The organism is Streptomyces sp. NBC_00045 (assembly GCF_045041095.1).
In the GTDB taxonomy this organism is placed as follows: Bacteria; Actinomycetota; Actinomycetes; order Streptomycetales; family Streptomycetaceae; genus Streptomyces.
Window position 1 is genome coordinate 2,964,082 of sequence record NZ_CP108271.1, and the last position, 14,500, is coordinate 2,978,581.

General features: G+C 71.0%; 10 protein-coding genes. 7 read left to right on the forward strand and 3 right to left on the reverse strand.

Translation table 11 applies throughout. The features are described 5' to 3' along the window. Nucleotides 1–4: 4 nt before the first annotated feature. Entirely contained in the window at nucleotides 5–1,411 is a 1,407-nt protein-coding gene (locus OHA65_RS13935; RefSeq protein WP_327283443.1) for an amino acid permease, read from the forward strand. Between the two features lie 71 nt (nucleotides 1,412–1,482). Here OHA65_RS13935 and OHA65_RS13940 read toward each other — a convergent pair whose 3' ends face one another. Further along, the gene (locus OHA65_RS13940) at nucleotides 1,483–2,265 is read right to left on the reverse strand and encodes an SDR family NAD(P)-dependent oxidoreductase (protein WP_405761937.1); all 783 of its coding nucleotides are present in this window, start codon (nucleotides 2,263–2,265) and stop codon (nucleotides 1,483–1,485) included. A 166-nt stretch (nucleotides 2,266–2,431) separates the two neighbouring features. Between OHA65_RS13940 and OHA65_RS13945 the strand changes: the two genes are divergently transcribed. Further along, nucleotides 2,432–3,853, forward strand: coding sequence for an amino acid permease (locus OHA65_RS13945; protein WP_405761939.1), 1,422 nt, complete (start codon nucleotides 2,432–2,434; stop codon nucleotides 3,851–3,853). 171 nt (nucleotides 3,854–4,024) lie between these two features. Next, a complete protein-coding gene (locus OHA65_RS13950) occupies nucleotides 4,025–4,681 on the forward strand; it encodes a superoxide dismutase (RefSeq protein ID WP_327283446.1) in 657 nt (218 codons plus the stop codon). Nucleotides 4,682–4,821: 140 nt separating this feature from the next. On the opposite strand, the gene OHA65_RS13955 is transcribed toward OHA65_RS13950, so the two are convergent. Further along, nucleotides 4,822–5,469, reverse strand: a complete 648-nt coding sequence (locus tag OHA65_RS13955) for a DsbA family protein (RefSeq protein ID WP_327283447.1) — start codon at nucleotides 5,467–5,469, stop codon at nucleotides 4,822–4,824. A gap of 125 nt (nucleotides 5,470–5,594) precedes the next feature. On the opposite strand from OHA65_RS13955, the gene pepN reads away from it, so the two are divergent. Continuing rightward, nucleotides 5,595–8,165, forward strand: a complete 2,571-nt coding sequence (gene pepN, locus OHA65_RS13960; RefSeq protein ID WP_371643552.1) for an aminopeptidase N — start codon at nucleotides 5,595–5,597, stop codon at nucleotides 8,163–8,165. A gap of 158 nt (nucleotides 8,166–8,323) precedes the next feature. Continuing rightward, entirely contained in the window at nucleotides 8,324–9,286 is a 963-nt protein-coding gene (locus OHA65_RS13965; RefSeq protein ID WP_328762760.1) for a hypothetical protein, read from the forward strand. On the opposite strand, the gene OHA65_RS13970 is transcribed toward OHA65_RS13965, so the two are convergent. Further along, nucleotides 9,262–10,164 (reverse strand): pyridoxamine 5'-phosphate oxidase family protein, encoded by a 903-nt coding sequence (locus OHA65_RS13970; RefSeq protein ID WP_328762761.1) that lies wholly within the window; start codon nucleotides 10,162–10,164, stop codon nucleotides 9,262–9,264. The genes OHA65_RS13965 and OHA65_RS13970 overlap by 25 nt on opposite strands. Nucleotides 10,165–10,291: 127 nt before the next feature. Here OHA65_RS13970 and OHA65_RS13975 point away from each other — a divergent pair, with 127 nt between their 5' ends. Together OHA65_RS13975 and OHA65_RS13980 are read left to right on the forward strand one after the other, a co-directional pair. Further along, nucleotides 10,292–10,858: a CGNR zinc finger domain-containing protein gene (locus OHA65_RS13975; protein ID WP_327283451.1), complete on the forward strand. Its 567-nt coding sequence runs from the start codon at nucleotides 10,292–10,294 to the stop codon at nucleotides 10,856–10,858. Between the two features lie 274 nt (nucleotides 10,859–11,132). Next, nucleotides 11,133–14,462 carry a S8 family serine peptidase gene (locus tag OHA65_RS13980; protein ID WP_405756094.1) on the forward strand — a complete coding sequence of 1,110 codons (3,330 nt, stop codon included), beginning with the start codon at nucleotides 11,133–11,135 and terminating at the stop codon, nucleotides 14,460–14,462. The last annotated feature ends 38 nt before the right edge of the window (nucleotides 14,463–14,500 follow it).

The following is a 14,500-nucleotide window of genomic DNA, read 5'->3' on the forward strand; positions in this document are numbered from 1 at the left end:
ACTCATGCGCGACCGCTTGCCCACCACTCCTCCAACCGGACCTACCGGGCCCGACCTGCCGGTGGAACCCCTCAGCCACAGCCTCAAGCAGCGCCACCTGACCATGCTGGGCCTCGGCGGCGTGATCGGCGCCGGGCTGTTCGTCGGCTCCGGCGCCGGCATCGGTATCGCCGGGCCCGCGATCATCTGCTCCTACCTGCTCGCGGGGGCCCTCGCCATGCTGGTGATGCGCGCACTCGGCGAGATGTCGGCGGCGATGCCGGCCTCCGGCTCGTTCTCGGTGTACGCGGAGCGGGCGCTGGGCCGCTGGGCCGGCTTCTCGGCGGGCTGGCTCTACTGGTTCCTGCTGGTCGTGGTGCTGGCGGTGGAGGCCACCGGCGCGGCGAAGATCGCGAACGGCTGGCTACCCTCGGTCGACCAGTGGGTCTGGGTGCTGATCTTCATGGTGGTCTTCACCGTGAGCAACCTGGCCGCCGTGAAGAACTTCGGCGAGTTCGAGTTCTGGTTCGCGGCCCTCAAGGTCGGCGCGATCGTCCTGTTCCTGATCCTCGGCACCCTCGCGATCTTCGGCCTGCTCCCCGACACCGACCCGGTCGGCATGGCCAACCTCACCGGTCACGGCGGCTTCTCCCCCGCGGGCTTCGGCGGGGTGGTCGCCGGCATGCTCGCCGTCATCTTCGCCTTCGGCGGCCTGGAGGTCGTCACCATCGCGGCCGCCGAGTCCGACGACCCGGCCAAGTCCGTGGCCCGCGCGGTGCGCAGCGCCGTGTGGCGCATCCTCTTCTTCTACGTCGGCTCGATGCTGGTCATCGTGACCCTGCTGCCGTGGCACTCGCTGGAGCCGGGGCAGAGCCCGTACGTCGCGGTCCTGGACTCGATCGGCATCCCGGCGGCCGGCCAGATCATGAACATCGTGGTGTTCGTGGCGCTGCTCTCCGCGCTCAACGCCAACCTGTACGGCTCCTCGCGCATGGTGTTCTCGCTGGCCGAGCGCGGCGAGGCGCCCGGGGCACTGCTGAACGTGTCGGGCGGCGGCGTGCCGCGCCGGGCCGTCTTCGCGTCGGTGGCCTTCGGTTTCGTGTCGGTGGTGCTGAACCTGCTGTGGCCGGACACGGTCTTCCTCTACATGCTCAACGCGGTCGGCGCGGTACTGCTGTTCGTGTGGGCGCTGATCGCGGTCTCCCAGCTGAGGCTGCGCCGCACGCTGGAGCGGGACATGCCGGAGCGGCTGACGCTGCGAATGTGGTGCTTCCCGTACCTGACGTGGGCGGCGCTGCTCGGCATGGCGGCGGTGCTGGTTCTGATGCTGTTCGACGACTCGGCGCGGCCCCAGCTGCTGTGGTCCGCGGGTGCGGCGGCCGCCGTGCTGGTGGTGGCGTGGGTGCGGGAGGTCCGGGCACCGAAGGCGTGATCGCGCGGATGCGATGACGGAGCAGGCCCCCGCGCCGGACGCGCGGGGGCCTGCGGTGTGTTCGGGGGCCCTCAGGTCCGCAGGTACGAGGCGCCGTTGACGTCGAGGACGGTGCCCGAGCTCCAGGCCGCCGCGGGCGAGGCGAGGTGGAGGACCGCGGCGGCGACCTCTTCGGGGGTGCCGACCCGGCCGAAGGGGCTCTGGGCGCGGATGCGTTCGCCCTCCTGGCCGTCGAGCCGGCCGGCGACCCGTTCGGTGGCCACGAAGCCGGGTGCGACGGCCGCGACCGCGATGCCGTGCGGGGCCAGGGAGACGGCGAGGGACTGGCCGAGGGCGTGCAGGGCCGCCTTGGTGGCGCCGTACGCCGGGTGGTCGGGCTCACCACGGAAGGCGCCGCGGGAGCCGATGTTGACGACGCGGCCCGCACGGCCGCCGTCGATCATGCGGCGGGCGACGCAGTGCATGAGGTTGGCGGCGCCGAACAGGTTGACCTCGGCGGTGTGCTGCCAGGCCGCCTGCCAGTCGGCGTACGAGGTGGTGGGCAGCGGGTGCGCGACCATGACGGCGGCGTTGTTGACCAACACGTCCACACCGTCCAGCGCGTCCTCGGCCGCGGCGGCCAGGTCAGCCACCTGTGCGGGGTCGGCGAGGTCCCCGGTGAGCAGGACGTGCCCGTCCCCGGGCAGCTCGGCGAGGGTCCGTTCGGCGTCGGCCCGGCGGGCGGTGCAGTGCACGGCGACCCTGTCGCCCTGGCGGGCGAAGGCGGTGGCGACGGCCCGGCCGATGCCCCGGGAGGCTCCGGTGACCAGTACGCCCCGGCCCGTCGCCGCCAATTCCCGTATGCCGTGGTCCATTCGGCCCCCTGCCGCGTCTTGGGTGTCTTGTCGCGAGCGTACGGGGGCGATCACCGATGGTCATCCCGTTGTCCGAATAACGGACGCTTGGCGTCCGATGATCGGACAAAGGTGAGACTGGGGCACTTCCTCCCGTCCACCCGCACACCGGACAGGCAACACCTCCATGAGCCAGACCTCCACCGCGCCCCGCACCCAGGACGCGCCGCCCCCGGGCGGCGCCGGATCCGGAACCGGATCCCCCCTCGGCAACGGCCTCAAGCAGCGCCACCTCTCGATGATCGCCCTCGGCGGGGTCATCGGCGCCGGGCTCTTCGTGGGTTCCGGCGCCGGCATCGCCGCCGCCGGCCCCTCGATCGTGATCGCGTACGCCGCGTCCGGGCTGCTCGTGATGTTCGTGATGCGGATGCTCGGCGAGATGTCCGCCGCGAACCCCGCTTCCGGCTCCTTCTCCGTGCACGCGGACCGGGCGATCGGCCCCTGGGCCGGGTTCACCGCCGGCTGGATGTTCTGGACGCTGCTGTGCGTGGGCGTGGCCATCGAAGCGATCGGCGCGGCGCACATCATGACCGGCTGGTTCCCCGGCACGGCGTCCTGGATGTGGGTGCTGGTCTTCATGGCGCTGTTCTGCGGCACCAACCTGGCCGCCGTCTCCCACTTCGGCGAGTTCGAGTTCTGGTTCGCCGCGCTCAAGATCGGTGCGATCGCGCTGTTCCTGGGCTTGGGCGTACTGGCCGTCATGGGGCTGTTGCCCGGCACCTCCTCCCCCGGCGCCGCCAATCTGGTGCACGACGGCGGGTTCCTGCCCAACGGCACGCAGGGCCTCCTGGTCGGACTGCTCGCCTCGGTCGTCGCGTACGGCGGCCTGGAGACGGTGACCATCGCGGCCGCCGAGTCGGACAACCCCGTCAAGGGCGTGGCCCGGGCCGTGAAGACCACCATGTGGCGGATCGCGATCGTCTACGTCGGCTCCATGCTGGTCATCGTCACGCTGCTGCCGTGGAACGACCCGGCGGTGGCCGAGGAGGGCCCGTACGCGGCCGCCCTGGACCACCTGGGCATCCCGGCCGCCGGCGAGATCATGAACGTGGTCATCCTGATCGCCCTGCTGTCGGCGATGAACGCCAACGTCTACGGCTCCTCGCGCATGGCCTACTCGCTCGTCTCGCGAGGCCAGGGCCCGAAGGCGCTCGGCAAGGTCAGCGGCCGGGTGCCGCGGCGCGCGGTGCTCGCCTCCTGCGGGTTCGGCTTCGTCACCGTGCTGCTGTCCTACTGGTACCCGGACACCCTGTTCGCCTGGCTGCTGAACATGGTCGGCGGGGTCATCCTCGTCGTCTGGGGCTTCATCGCCGTCTCGCAGTTCGTCCTGCGGCGCCGGATGGAGCGGGAGGCTCCCGAGAAGCTCGTCGTGAAGATGTGGGGCTTCCCGTACCTGACCTGGGTGGCGCTGGCCGGGGTGGCCGGGGTGCTGGTCCTGATGGTGCTGGGTGAGGACACCCGGGTCCAGGTGGTCTTCACCGGCGGCCTCACCCTCACCCTCGCGGCGACCGGCTACGTGATGCAGCGTCGGGCGGCGGCCCGCGCCTGACCGGCACGCTCACGACGAAGGCGCTCCCCGTGCACGGCGCGGGGGGCGCCTTCGTCGTGCACGGACGCGTCAGGTGACCCTTGCGTGATCACAGGAATAGATACTGCTAGCGTGCAGTTGCGCATTAATTGCAATAAGCAGTTGGCACGCTGAGGGGACCGGATAACACGCATGGCCATCTACACGCTTCCTGAGCTTCCGTACGACTACGCGGCGCTGGAGCCGGTGATCAACCCGCAGATCATCGAGCTGCACCACGACAAGCACCACGCGGCCTACGTCGCGGGCGCCAACACCACGCTGGAGCAGCTGGAAGAGGCGCGCGACAAGGAGAACTGGGGCGCGCTGAACGGCCTGGAGAAGAACCTGGCCTTCCACCTCTCCGGCCACATCCTGCACAGCATCTACTGGCACAACATGGCCAGCCCGAAGACCGGCGAGGGCGGCGGCGAGCCCGCCGCCGCGGACGGCATCGGCGAACTCGCGGACGCCATCGCCGAGTCCTTCGGCTCCTTCGCCAAGTTCAAGAAGCAGCTGACCTTCGCGTCCTCCGCGACGCAGGGCTCCGGCTGGGGCGTGCTCGCGTACGAGCCGGTCAGCGGTCGCCTGATCGTCGAGCAGATCTACGACCACCAGGGCAACGTGGGCGCCGCGAGCACCCCGATCCTGGTCTTCGACGCCTGGGAGCACGCCTTCTACCTGCAGTACAAGAACCAGAAGGTGGACTTCATCGAGGCCATGTGGAACGTCGTCAACTGGCAGGACGTGGCCAAGCGCTACGCGGACGCCAAGGCGAACACCCCGCTGCTGATCCCCGCCAAGGGCTGATCGCCGCCCCCGAGCCGTCCGCCTCGTGATCGTCTTCTCAGCCTTCGCGTGCGGACGTGTCCAACGGAAGACCCCCGCAAGGACGTGACTTGCGGGGGTCTTCTGCGTCCCAGGAGCCGGCGGCGGACCGGCCGGGAGGCCTACTCGAAGCTCGGGCCCTTGGTGCGGGTGCGCTTGATCTCGTAGAAGCCGGGGGTGGCGGCGACCAGCAGGGTGCCGTCCCACAGCCGGGCGGCGGCCTCGCCGCGCGGGGTGGGCGTGACGACGGGCCCGAAGAAGGCCACGTCATCGCCCTCGGCGCCGGGTACGGAGATCACCGGGGTGCCGACCTCCTGGCCGACGCGGTCGATCCCGTCGTTGTGGGAGTCGCGCAGCACCTGGTCGTACTCGTCGGAGTCGGCGTAGGCGAGCAGCTCGGCGGGCAGGCCGACCTCGGCCAGCGCCTCGGCGATGACCTCGCGCGTCGCACCCTTGTCCTCGTTGTGGATCCGGGTGCCGAGCGCGGTGTAGAGCTTGCCGGTGATCTCGTCACCGTGCTTCTGCTGGGCCGCGATGACCACGCGGACCGGGGCCCAGCCCTTGGGGCCGAGGATTTCGCGGTAGCGCTCGGGCAGCTCTTCGAGCTTGTTCTCGTTGAGGACGGCGAGGCTCATCACGTGCCAGCGCACCTCGACGTCGCGGACCTTCTCGACCTCCAGCATCCAGCGGGACGTCATCCAGGCCCAGGGGCAGAGCGGGTCGAACCAGAAATCGACCGGGGTCTTCTCGCGCACCTGGGTGTCGGCCATGTCTCTCCTCGGAGTCGCGCGGGTATCGGTGGTCCTGTTCCTCCTCGCCAACCAGGCCAGGACCTCCCGCATTCCCCCGTGCGAGGATTCGATCAGGTATCGCGATCACGCACGAAGGAGTGCACGTGCCCGGAGAGAATCTGTCCCGTGACGAGGCCCGCGAGCGGGCGGAGCTGCTGTCCGTCGACGGGTACGAGGTCGTCCTCGACCTGAGGTCCGCCGTGGACACGGCGGAACCGGCCGAGGGCCCCCGGACCTTCCGCTCGGTGACCACGATCCGCTTCCGGGCCGCGGCCCCCGGCTCGGCCACCTTCGCCGACCTCGTCGCCCCGTCGGTGAACTCCGTCACCCTCAACGGGCGCGCACTGGACCCGGCAGCCGTCTTCGACGGGGCGCGGATCGCGCTGACCGGGCTGGACTCCGAGAACGTCCTCGTGGTGGACGCGAACTGCGCGTACAGCCGGACGGGCGAGGGCATGCACCGCTTCGTCGACCCGGAGGACGGCGAGGTCTACCTCTACACGCAGTACGAGCCGGCCGACGCCCGCCGGGTGTACGCGAACTTCGAGCAGCCCGACCTGAAGGCGCCCTACCGCTTCGAGGTGACGGCGCCGGAGGGCTGGCACGTCTGGAGCAACGGGGCGGAGGAGTCCCGCGAGGGCCAGACCCGGCGCTTCGCCGAGACCGCGCCGATCTCCACGTACATCACCTGCGTGGTGGCCGGCCCGTACCACTACGTGACGGACACCTACACGCGCGGGGACCTGACGATCCCGCTGGGTGCGATGTGCCGCAAGGGGCTGGCCAAGCACTTCGACGCGGACGACGTCTTCCTCGTCACCAAGCAGGGCTTCGACTTCTTCCACGAGCACTTCGACTACCCGTACCCCTTCGGGAAGTACGACCAGGCCTTCGTGCCGGAGTACAACCTGGGCGCGATGGAGAACCCGGGGATGGTCACCTTCCGCGAGGAGTACATCTTCCGCGGGAAGGTGACGCGGGCCGCGTACGAGCGCCGCTGCAACACGATCCTGCACGAGATGGCCCACATGTGGTTCGGCGACCTCGTCACCATGAAGTGGTGGGACGACCTGTGGCTGAAGGAGTCCTTCGCGGACTTCATGGGCTCCTTCTCGCAGGTGGAGGCGACCCGCTTCGACCAGGCGTGGGTGACGTTCGCCAACAACCGCAAGGCGTGGGCATACCGGGCCGACCAGCTGCCCTCCACGCACCCGATCACGGCCGACATCCGTGACCTTGAGGACGCGAAGCTCAACTTCGACGGCATCACGTACGCCAAGGGCGCGGCGGTGCTCAAGCAGCTGGTCGCGTACGTCGGCCGGGACGCGTTCCTGGAAGGCGCGCGGCGCTACTTCAAGGCCAACGCGTACGGGAACACCACGCTGGACGACCTGCTGTCGGTCCTCGCGGAGGTCTCCGGACGGGACATGGCCGAGTGGTCGCGGGCATGGCTCCAGACGGCGGGCGTGAACGTGCTGACGCCGGTGGTGACGTACGACGCGGGCGGCCGGGTGACCGAGCTGGCGGTGGTCCAGGAGGGCAAGGAGCTCCGCCCGCACCGGGTCGCGGTCGGCCTGTACCGGCTGGAGGACGGCTCGCCGGTGCGCTACGCGCGGGCCGAGGCGGACGTGGCGGGCGTGCGGACGGTCGTGGCGGAGCTGGCCGGGCAGGAGCGTCCCGATCTGGTGCTGGTCAACGACGACGACCTCACCTACTGCAAGATGCGCTTCGACGAGGGCTCGCTGGAGACGCTGCGGCAGCGGCTCGGGAACGTGGCCGATCCGCTGGCGCGGGCGCTGTGCTGGTCGGCGCTGTGGAACCTGACGCGGGACGGCCTGATGCCGGCGAGGGACTTCGTGGCCCTGGTGCTGGCCCACGCCGGCCGCGAGACGGACGTCGGCGTGCTCCAGATGCTGCACTCGCAGGCGCTGACCGCGGTCACGCACTACGCGGCGGCCGACTGGCGCGAGCAGGGCGGCCGGGTGCTGTCGGCGGTCGCGCTCCAGGAGCTGCGGCGGGCGGAGCCGGGGTCCGAGCACCAGCTGACCTGGGCCCGCTTCTTCGCGGCGGGCGCGGCGACGGAGGGCGACTTCCAGCTGCTGCTGGGGCTGCTGGACGGGTCGGCGCGGATCGACGGGCTGGAGGTGGACCAGGAGCTGCGGTGGGACTTCCTGCTGCCGCTGGCCGCGCACGGCGCGGTGGACGAGGCCGTGCTGACGGCCGAACTGGTGCGGGACGACACGGCGTCGGGCAAGCGGCACCAGGTACGGTGCTTGGCGGCGCGGCCGTCCGAGGCGGTCAAGGACCAGGCGTGGGCGGCGGTGGTCGAGTCGGACGCGCTGTCGAACGCGTTGGTGGAGGCGACGATCGCCGGTATGCAGCAGTCTTCGCAGCGGGCGCTTCTGGCGCCTTACGCGGAGCGCTACTTCACGGTGATCGAGCGGATCTGGTCGGAGCGCTCCATCCAGATCGGCATGCACGTGGTGAAGGGGCTGTACCCGTCCCTGGAGGACTCCGAGGCGACGCTCGCCGCCACGGACGCCTGGCTCTCCGCGCACGACGGCGCCGCCCCGGCACTGCGCCGCCTGGTGCTGGAGGCCCGTGACGACCTGGCCCGCGCGCTGCGTGCGCAGGCCTGCGACGCGGCCGCAGCCGAGGCCTCCACAGCGGTCTAGGACGCGCCCCGGCGGGGCTGGTCCGCCAGCCCCGCCGGAGGAGGCGAACGACGGTATCGGCTTTCGAACGGCCGTACTTTAGTGCGGTCTTGTCCGGATTTGTCGACAGGAACGTAACAGGGGTTAGCGGGGCCGGGGCGAGCGGGAATCTCCGCCGCATGAACCACAACGCGCCCCTCCCCCTCGCCCACCTCACCGGCAGCCGCCCCCGCGTCATGAGCCTCGCCCAGCTCCGCGAGCACGGCGTCAGCACCTCCGACGTCGCCGAACGGCCCTGGCAGGAGATCCTGCCGGGGGTGTTCCTGCTCCACCCCGGCGCCGCGACCAGCGAGGAGCGCCTGCACGCCGCCCTGCTGTACGCGTGCCGCCGCGGCGGCGGCGAGGCCATGGTCACCGGGCTCGCGGCCCTCGCCCTGTACCGGTTCGCCTCCGCGCCCGCGCTGCCCGCCCTCACGCAGATCGACGTGCTGGTGCCGCACACCCGCCGGCTCCGCTCCGTCGGCACCGTGCGGATCGTGCGCACGCACACCCCGCCCCACCCGCAGGAGGTGACCGGGCTGCCCGTCGCCCCCGTGGCCCGGGCCCTGGCCGACGCGGTCGGGCAGCTCGACGACGCCGGCACCGTACGCCGTCTGCTCAGCGAGGCCGTGCGCGGCGGGCACTGCGAACCCGCCGCCGTCGTACGGGAGCTGACGGTGGCCCGGCTGCTGAACCGCCCCCACGTCGTGGACGCCGTCGAGTCCCTGCTCGCGGAGGGCCGGGCCATCGCCGAGGACCGGCTGTACCAGCTCGTACGGGGCCACGAGCTCCCCGAGCCCGTCTGGAACGTGGACCTGCGGCTGCCCGGCGGCCCGCACCTGGGCGGGGTCGACGCGTTCTGGCCGGAGCAGAGCGTCGCCCTGGAGATCGACACCCGCGCGCCGCGGCAGGGCGAGGACGAGGAGTTCTCGGAGGCCGTCCGCAAGCGGGAGAGCCTGGAGCGGCTCGGGGTGACCGTCCTGCACATCACCCCGCGCAAGCTCCGCGACTGGCCCGAGCAGCAGGCCGCGGTCGTGCGGACCGCCCTGACGGCCTCCGCGGACGGCGAGCCCGCCGCCTACCTGGTCGTACTGCCGCGGTGAGGCGCCAGCGCCGGGTTGGCCGGCGAGTACTCCGGGGTGCTCCAGCGCAGCCGCCCGGGGTGCAGGCTCTCCACCACCGAGTCGATGCGGAAGCGGATGCTGCGGCTGCCGTCCGGGCCGAAGCCGGTCCGGGCCCGCCCGCTGAGCTGGAGCACCGCCCCGCTCTCCCAGTCGGGGAACAGCAATGCGGCCCGCGGATCCGCGGCGAGGTTGCCCAGGGTGAGGAACATGGCGTTGCCCGGATAGTCCGGCCAGGACAGCTCGATCGGCGAGAGCACCTCGACGAAGCCCGGCATCCCGCCCCGGTGGCTGGCGTCGGCCCCGCCCTCGGCGGTGGTGGCGACGAAGAAGGTGTCGGCGGCCCGGACGGTCCGCTCCTGGTCGGGGGTGAGCGCACCCCCGAGCCGCACGACACCGGCCCCTTCGGCGACCAGTTCCAGCGGCTGCCGCTTCTGCAGGTACTTGGGGCAGTTGGCGAAGACCCGTTCGGCCGCGACCGCGAACCCGCCCGCCGTCACCTCCAGGGTCCCGCCCAGCCGCATCCGGCGCCGGGTGCGCGGGTCGACGGCGATGGTCCCGACCCGGGTGCCCTCCGTGGCCAGGGCCTCGGCGAGGGGGTCCCCGGCGGGCAGTCCGCCGTCGACCGCCATCCGGTGCGGACCGGCGGCCCGTACGAAACCGGGCGCGGCGGTGAGCAGCGAGGCCCACAACCGGCCCGTCGCGTCGACGGCGCCGACGACCAGGTGCGGCTGCCGCTCCAGGAAGGCCGCGGCGCCTTCCCCGATGTCCGTGCCGATCGAGCGGCCGACGTGCTCGGCGAGCTCGCGCACGCCGACGCGTTCCTGCACGGCCAGCGAGCCCCAGTGGTACCGCCCCATGACGCCGCCTCCCGTCACCGACCCGCAGACCTAACCTTCTAAGTCAACTTTAGAGGTTAGGCCCGTCGACGTCAAACCGGTCACGTAACCTTGAGGGGTTAGTAGGCGCGCGCAGAGGAGCGACGAGATGGCGACAGAGGCGGCGGATCCCCGCCCCCTGACGGGCGAGCCGGTCTCCCTGGACCTGCTGAACACGCGGTGGACGCAGGACGGCGAGAGCGTCGACCTCTTCGCCGGCGCCTTCGGGCTGACCCGCATCGAGGGGCTCGCGATCTGGCTGCGCAGCACCGGGCTGGCCGACCGCTTCCGCGCCGACGCCGCGACCCTCGTCCACCTGCTGACCGCCCGCGAGGCGCTCGCCCGCGCGGTCGCGGACCCGGCCGACGAGAGCGCGCGCGCCCTGGTCGACGCCGTCCTGGAGCACGGCCGGATCCGGGCCACGCTGACCGCCGAAGGCCCGGGCGAGCGCACCGAGTTCGAGGACCCGACCTGGGGTCCGGCCTGGACGGCCGCCCGCGACTACCTGGAGCTCCTGGGCACCACGCCCGAGCGGATCCGCACGTGCGCCTCCGAGACGTGCGTGCTGCACTTCCACGACACCTCGCGCAACGGCACCCGACGGTGGTGCTCGATGTCCGTGTGCGGAAACCGGGCGAAGGCCTCGCGGCACTACGCGCGCACGCGCGTGCGCTGAGGAACCGGAAGTTGTCACACCCGACCTGAGACCGGACACCGCGCCTTCCTCGCAATGAGGTCGGGAAGTCGATAAATCAACTCTTCAACCCCTGTGATTCGTACGCGTACGCCCCGGTACGGCCTCGATGGCGCATGGCCTGACCTGGCGAGAGTCCGCCATGTCAGGTCTCGGTCAATGACAACGCTCCCCAAACAGCTGTCACTTGCGCAAAGCTGACCGGTCATCCGGCACCGAAATCCGGACCGTATCTTTCACTTATCCAGGGATGCTGATGACCCTCGAATCCCCCAGCTCCATATCCGGGGCCAGACGCGTCGCGCGCGTCGCGGCCGCGGCCGGCCTGGTCGCCGCGCTGGCGACCGCGGGCGCGATGCCCGTGTTCGCGGCGACGGGCACCGGAAGCGGCACCCCGGGCACCGGCCCGGCGGTCAAGTCCGCGGACCAGAAGATGGGTTCGGCGGACGCCGAGCTGCTCCAGGAGGCCAAGGCCAAGGGTGACGCGACCGTCACCGTCATGGTGGCCACCGCCCCCGGTCAGACCAAGCAGGTCGCGGACCAGCTCACCGCGGTCCAGGGCGCCTCGGTCGGCCAGACCAACGACAAGCTCGGCTACGTGCGCGCCACGCTGCCCACCGGCAAGGCCGAGGCCGCGCTGAAGGCCGCCGCCAAGCTGTCCTCGGTGCACGCCATGGACCTCAAGCACGAGATCCAGCTGTCGGACCCGCGCCCCGACGGCGGGAAGGACTCGGGCTCGGCGAAGAAGACCGCCTCCGAGACCTACCCCGGTCCGGACAAGAACACCCCCGCGAAGAACCCGTACAACCCGTCCTTCGAGACCGGTGCGGTGGACTTCGTCGCCAAGAACCCGCAGGCCGACGGCCGCGGCGTGACCATCGGCATCCTGGACTCGGGCGTCGACCTCGGCCACCCGGCGCTCCAGAAGACCACCACTGGTGAGCGCAAGATCGTCGACTGGGTCACCGCGACCGACCCGATCACCGACAACGACGCCACCTGGCGCGCGCAGATCACCCCGGTCACGGCCACGGGCGGCACCTTCAGCGCGGGCGGCCAGAGCTGGAAGGCCCCGGAGGGCTCGTACCAGTGGAGCCGCTTCAGCGAGTCGATCACCGCCACGGGTGACGCGAAGGGCGACGTCAACCGGGACGGGGACACCACCGACCGGTTCGGCATGCTCTACGACGCCGCCGCCGGCACCGTCCGCGTCGACACCGACCAGGACGGCGACTTCACGAACAACGAGCCGATGAAGCCGTACAAGGACGGCTACCAGATCGGCTACTTCGGCACGGACAACCCGGCGACCGACGTCGCCGAGCGCATCCCGTTCGTGATCCAGATCCGCAAGGACGTCCCGATGGACCCGCTGGGCGGGGACTGGGTCGGCAAGAAGGCCGACTTCGTCAACATCGGCATCATCGAGTCCGAGCACGGCACGCACGTCGCCGGCATCACCGCCGCCAACAGCCTCTTCGGCGGCAAGATGAACGGCGAGGCGCCCGGCGCGAAGATCGTCTCCTCGCGCGCCTGCTCCTGGTCCGGCGGCTGCACCAACGTCGCGCTGACCGAGGGCATGATCGACCTCGTCGTCAACCGCGGCGTGGACATCGTCAACATGTCCATCGGCGGCCTGCCGGCGCTGAACGACGGCAACAACGCCCGCGCCGAGCTCTACAAGAACCTCATCGACACCTACGGTGTCCAGCTCGTCATCTCGGCGGGCAACGAGGGCCCCGGTGTCAACACCATCGGCGACCCCGGTCTCGCGGACAAGGTCATCTCCGTGGGTGCCGCGGTCTCCAAGGAGACCTGGGCCGCCAACTACGGCTCCGGCGTGACGAAGAAGTACAACATGTTCCCGTTCTCCTCGCGCGGTCCGCGTGAGGACGGCGGCTTCACGCCGACCATCACCGCCCCCGGCGCGGCCATCAACACCACGCAGACCTGGCTGCCCGGCTCCCCGGTGAAGGAGTCCGGCTACAACCTGCCGGCCGGCTACTCGATGCTGCAGGGCACCTCGATGTCCTCGCCGCAGGCGACGGGCGCCAGCGCCCTGCTGCTCTCGGCCGCCAAGCAGCAGCACATGACGGTGACCCCGGCGAGCCTGCGCGTGGCGCTCACCAGCACCGCGAAGAAGATCGACGACGTCCCGGCGCACGCCCAGGGCGCGGGCCTGATCAACATCGTCGACGCGTGGGAGTCCCTCCAGCGCGGCGCCAAGGCCAACGAGTTCACCGTCAAGGCACCGGTCGACACCGCGATCGACCAGTTCCTGAAGACCCCGGGCTTCGGCACTGGCCTCTACGACCGCGAGGGCGGCCTCAAGGTCGGCCAGAAGAAGGTCTACGACGTCGTCGTCACCCGCACCACGGGCGTCAAGTACGGCACCCGGCACGACCTGAGCTGGCGCAACAACGACGGCACGTTCAAGGTCGTCGGCGGCTACGACTACGTCACGCTGCCGCTGAACAAGCCGGTCACCATCAAGGTCGAGGCCAACCCCAAGACGGCCGGCGTCCACAGCGGCATCCTGCAGCTGGACGACGAGACCACCGAGGGCATCGACAAGCAGATCCTGACCACGGTCGTCGCCTCCACCCCGCTGGCGAAGCCGTCGTTCACGATGTCGGACACCTCCTCCGTCCAGCGCAACAGCCACAAGTCGTACTTCGTCACCGTCCCGCAGGGTGCGAAGTCCCTTGAGGTCGCCCTCGGCGGTCTCAAGACGGGCAGCCAGACGCGCTTCATCTCGATCCACCCGTACGGTGTGGGCGTCGAGGACAGCGCGACGACCCAGTGCTACCCGAACTACGACAACCCGGCCAACACCTGCCGCCCCGACCTGCGTTCGTACGACAACCCGACGCCGGGCGTCTGGGAGATCGAGGTCGAGTCGCGCCGTACGTCGCCGCTGCTCGACAACCCGTTCAAGCTGGACGTCAGCGTCCTGGGCGCGGGCTTCGACCCGGCGGTCAAGGTCCTCCCCGAGGTCAAGCAGGGCACCCCGGCCCCGGTCCAGTGGACCGTGAAGAACGACGGTGCGGCCATCGCCGGCGGCAAGCTCCAGGGCGGCCCGCTCGGCTCCGCGAAGGTCGCCAAGCCGACCATCGCCAACGGCGAGACCCAGACGAGCACCGTCACCATCGGTGAGGGCGTCTCCCGCCTGGACGTGGCCATCGGCGGTGTCTCCGACACCGGTGCCGACCTCGACCTCACCATCCTCAAGGACGGCGTGAAGGTGGGCTCCTCCGCCGACGGCGACTCCGAGGAGGCCGTGACCCTGCTCAACCCGGCCGCCGGTACCTACACCATCGAGGTGGCCGGTTACGCGGTTCCGTCCGGCTCCACCACCTACAACTACCGCGACGTGTACTTCTCGTCCGCCCTGGGCTCCGTCCAGGTCGACGGGGCCGCCGCGGTGAACCTCGCCAACGGCGCCTCGGCGTCCGTCACGGCGAACGTCCTCGCCTCCGCTCCGGCCCCCGAGGGCCGTCAGTTCTTCGGCGAGGTCAAGCTGCTCAACGGCCGCGGCACCGCCGCCGGCACCGGCAGCGTCCAGATCGAGAAGGTCACCCCGTAGCTCCACCGGTTCCACACCGAAGGGGCGGTGCTCGTCGG

Bases quoted from the DNA above. Each gene is read 5' to 3' on its own strand.
- OHA65_RS13955 (WP_327283447.1), bottom strand. From the start codon at position 5,469: ATGGCCGACACCCAGGTGCGCGAGAAGACCCCGGTCGATTTCTGGTTC.
- OHA65_RS13950 (WP_327283446.1), top strand. From the start codon at position 4,025: ATGGCCATCTACACGCTTCCTGAGCTTCCGTACGACTACGCGGCGCTG.
- OHA65_RS13940 (WP_405761937.1), bottom strand. From the start codon at position 2,265: ATGGACCACGGCATACGGGAATTGGCGGCGACGGGCCGGGGCGTACTG.
- OHA65_RS13935 (WP_327283443.1), top strand. From the start codon at position 5: ATGCGCGACCGCTTGCCCACCACTCCTCCAACCGGACCTACCGGGCCC.
- OHA65_RS13980 (WP_405756094.1), top strand. From the start codon at position 11,133: ATGACCCTCGAATCCCCCAGCTCCATATCCGGGGCCAGACGCGTCGCG.
- OHA65_RS13975 (WP_327283451.1), top strand. From the start codon at position 10,292: ATGGCGACAGAGGCGGCGGATCCCCGCCCCCTGACGGGCGAGCCGGTC.
- OHA65_RS13945 (WP_405761939.1), top strand. From the start codon at position 2,432: ATGAGCCAGACCTCCACCGCGCCCCGCACCCAGGACGCGCCGCCCCCG.
- OHA65_RS13965 (WP_328762760.1), top strand. From the start codon at position 8,324: ATGAACCACAACGCGCCCCTCCCCCTCGCCCACCTCACCGGCAGCCGC.
- OHA65_RS13970 (WP_328762761.1), bottom strand. From the start codon at position 10,164: ATGGGGCGGTACCACTGGGGCTCGCTGGCCGTGCAGGAACGCGTCGGC.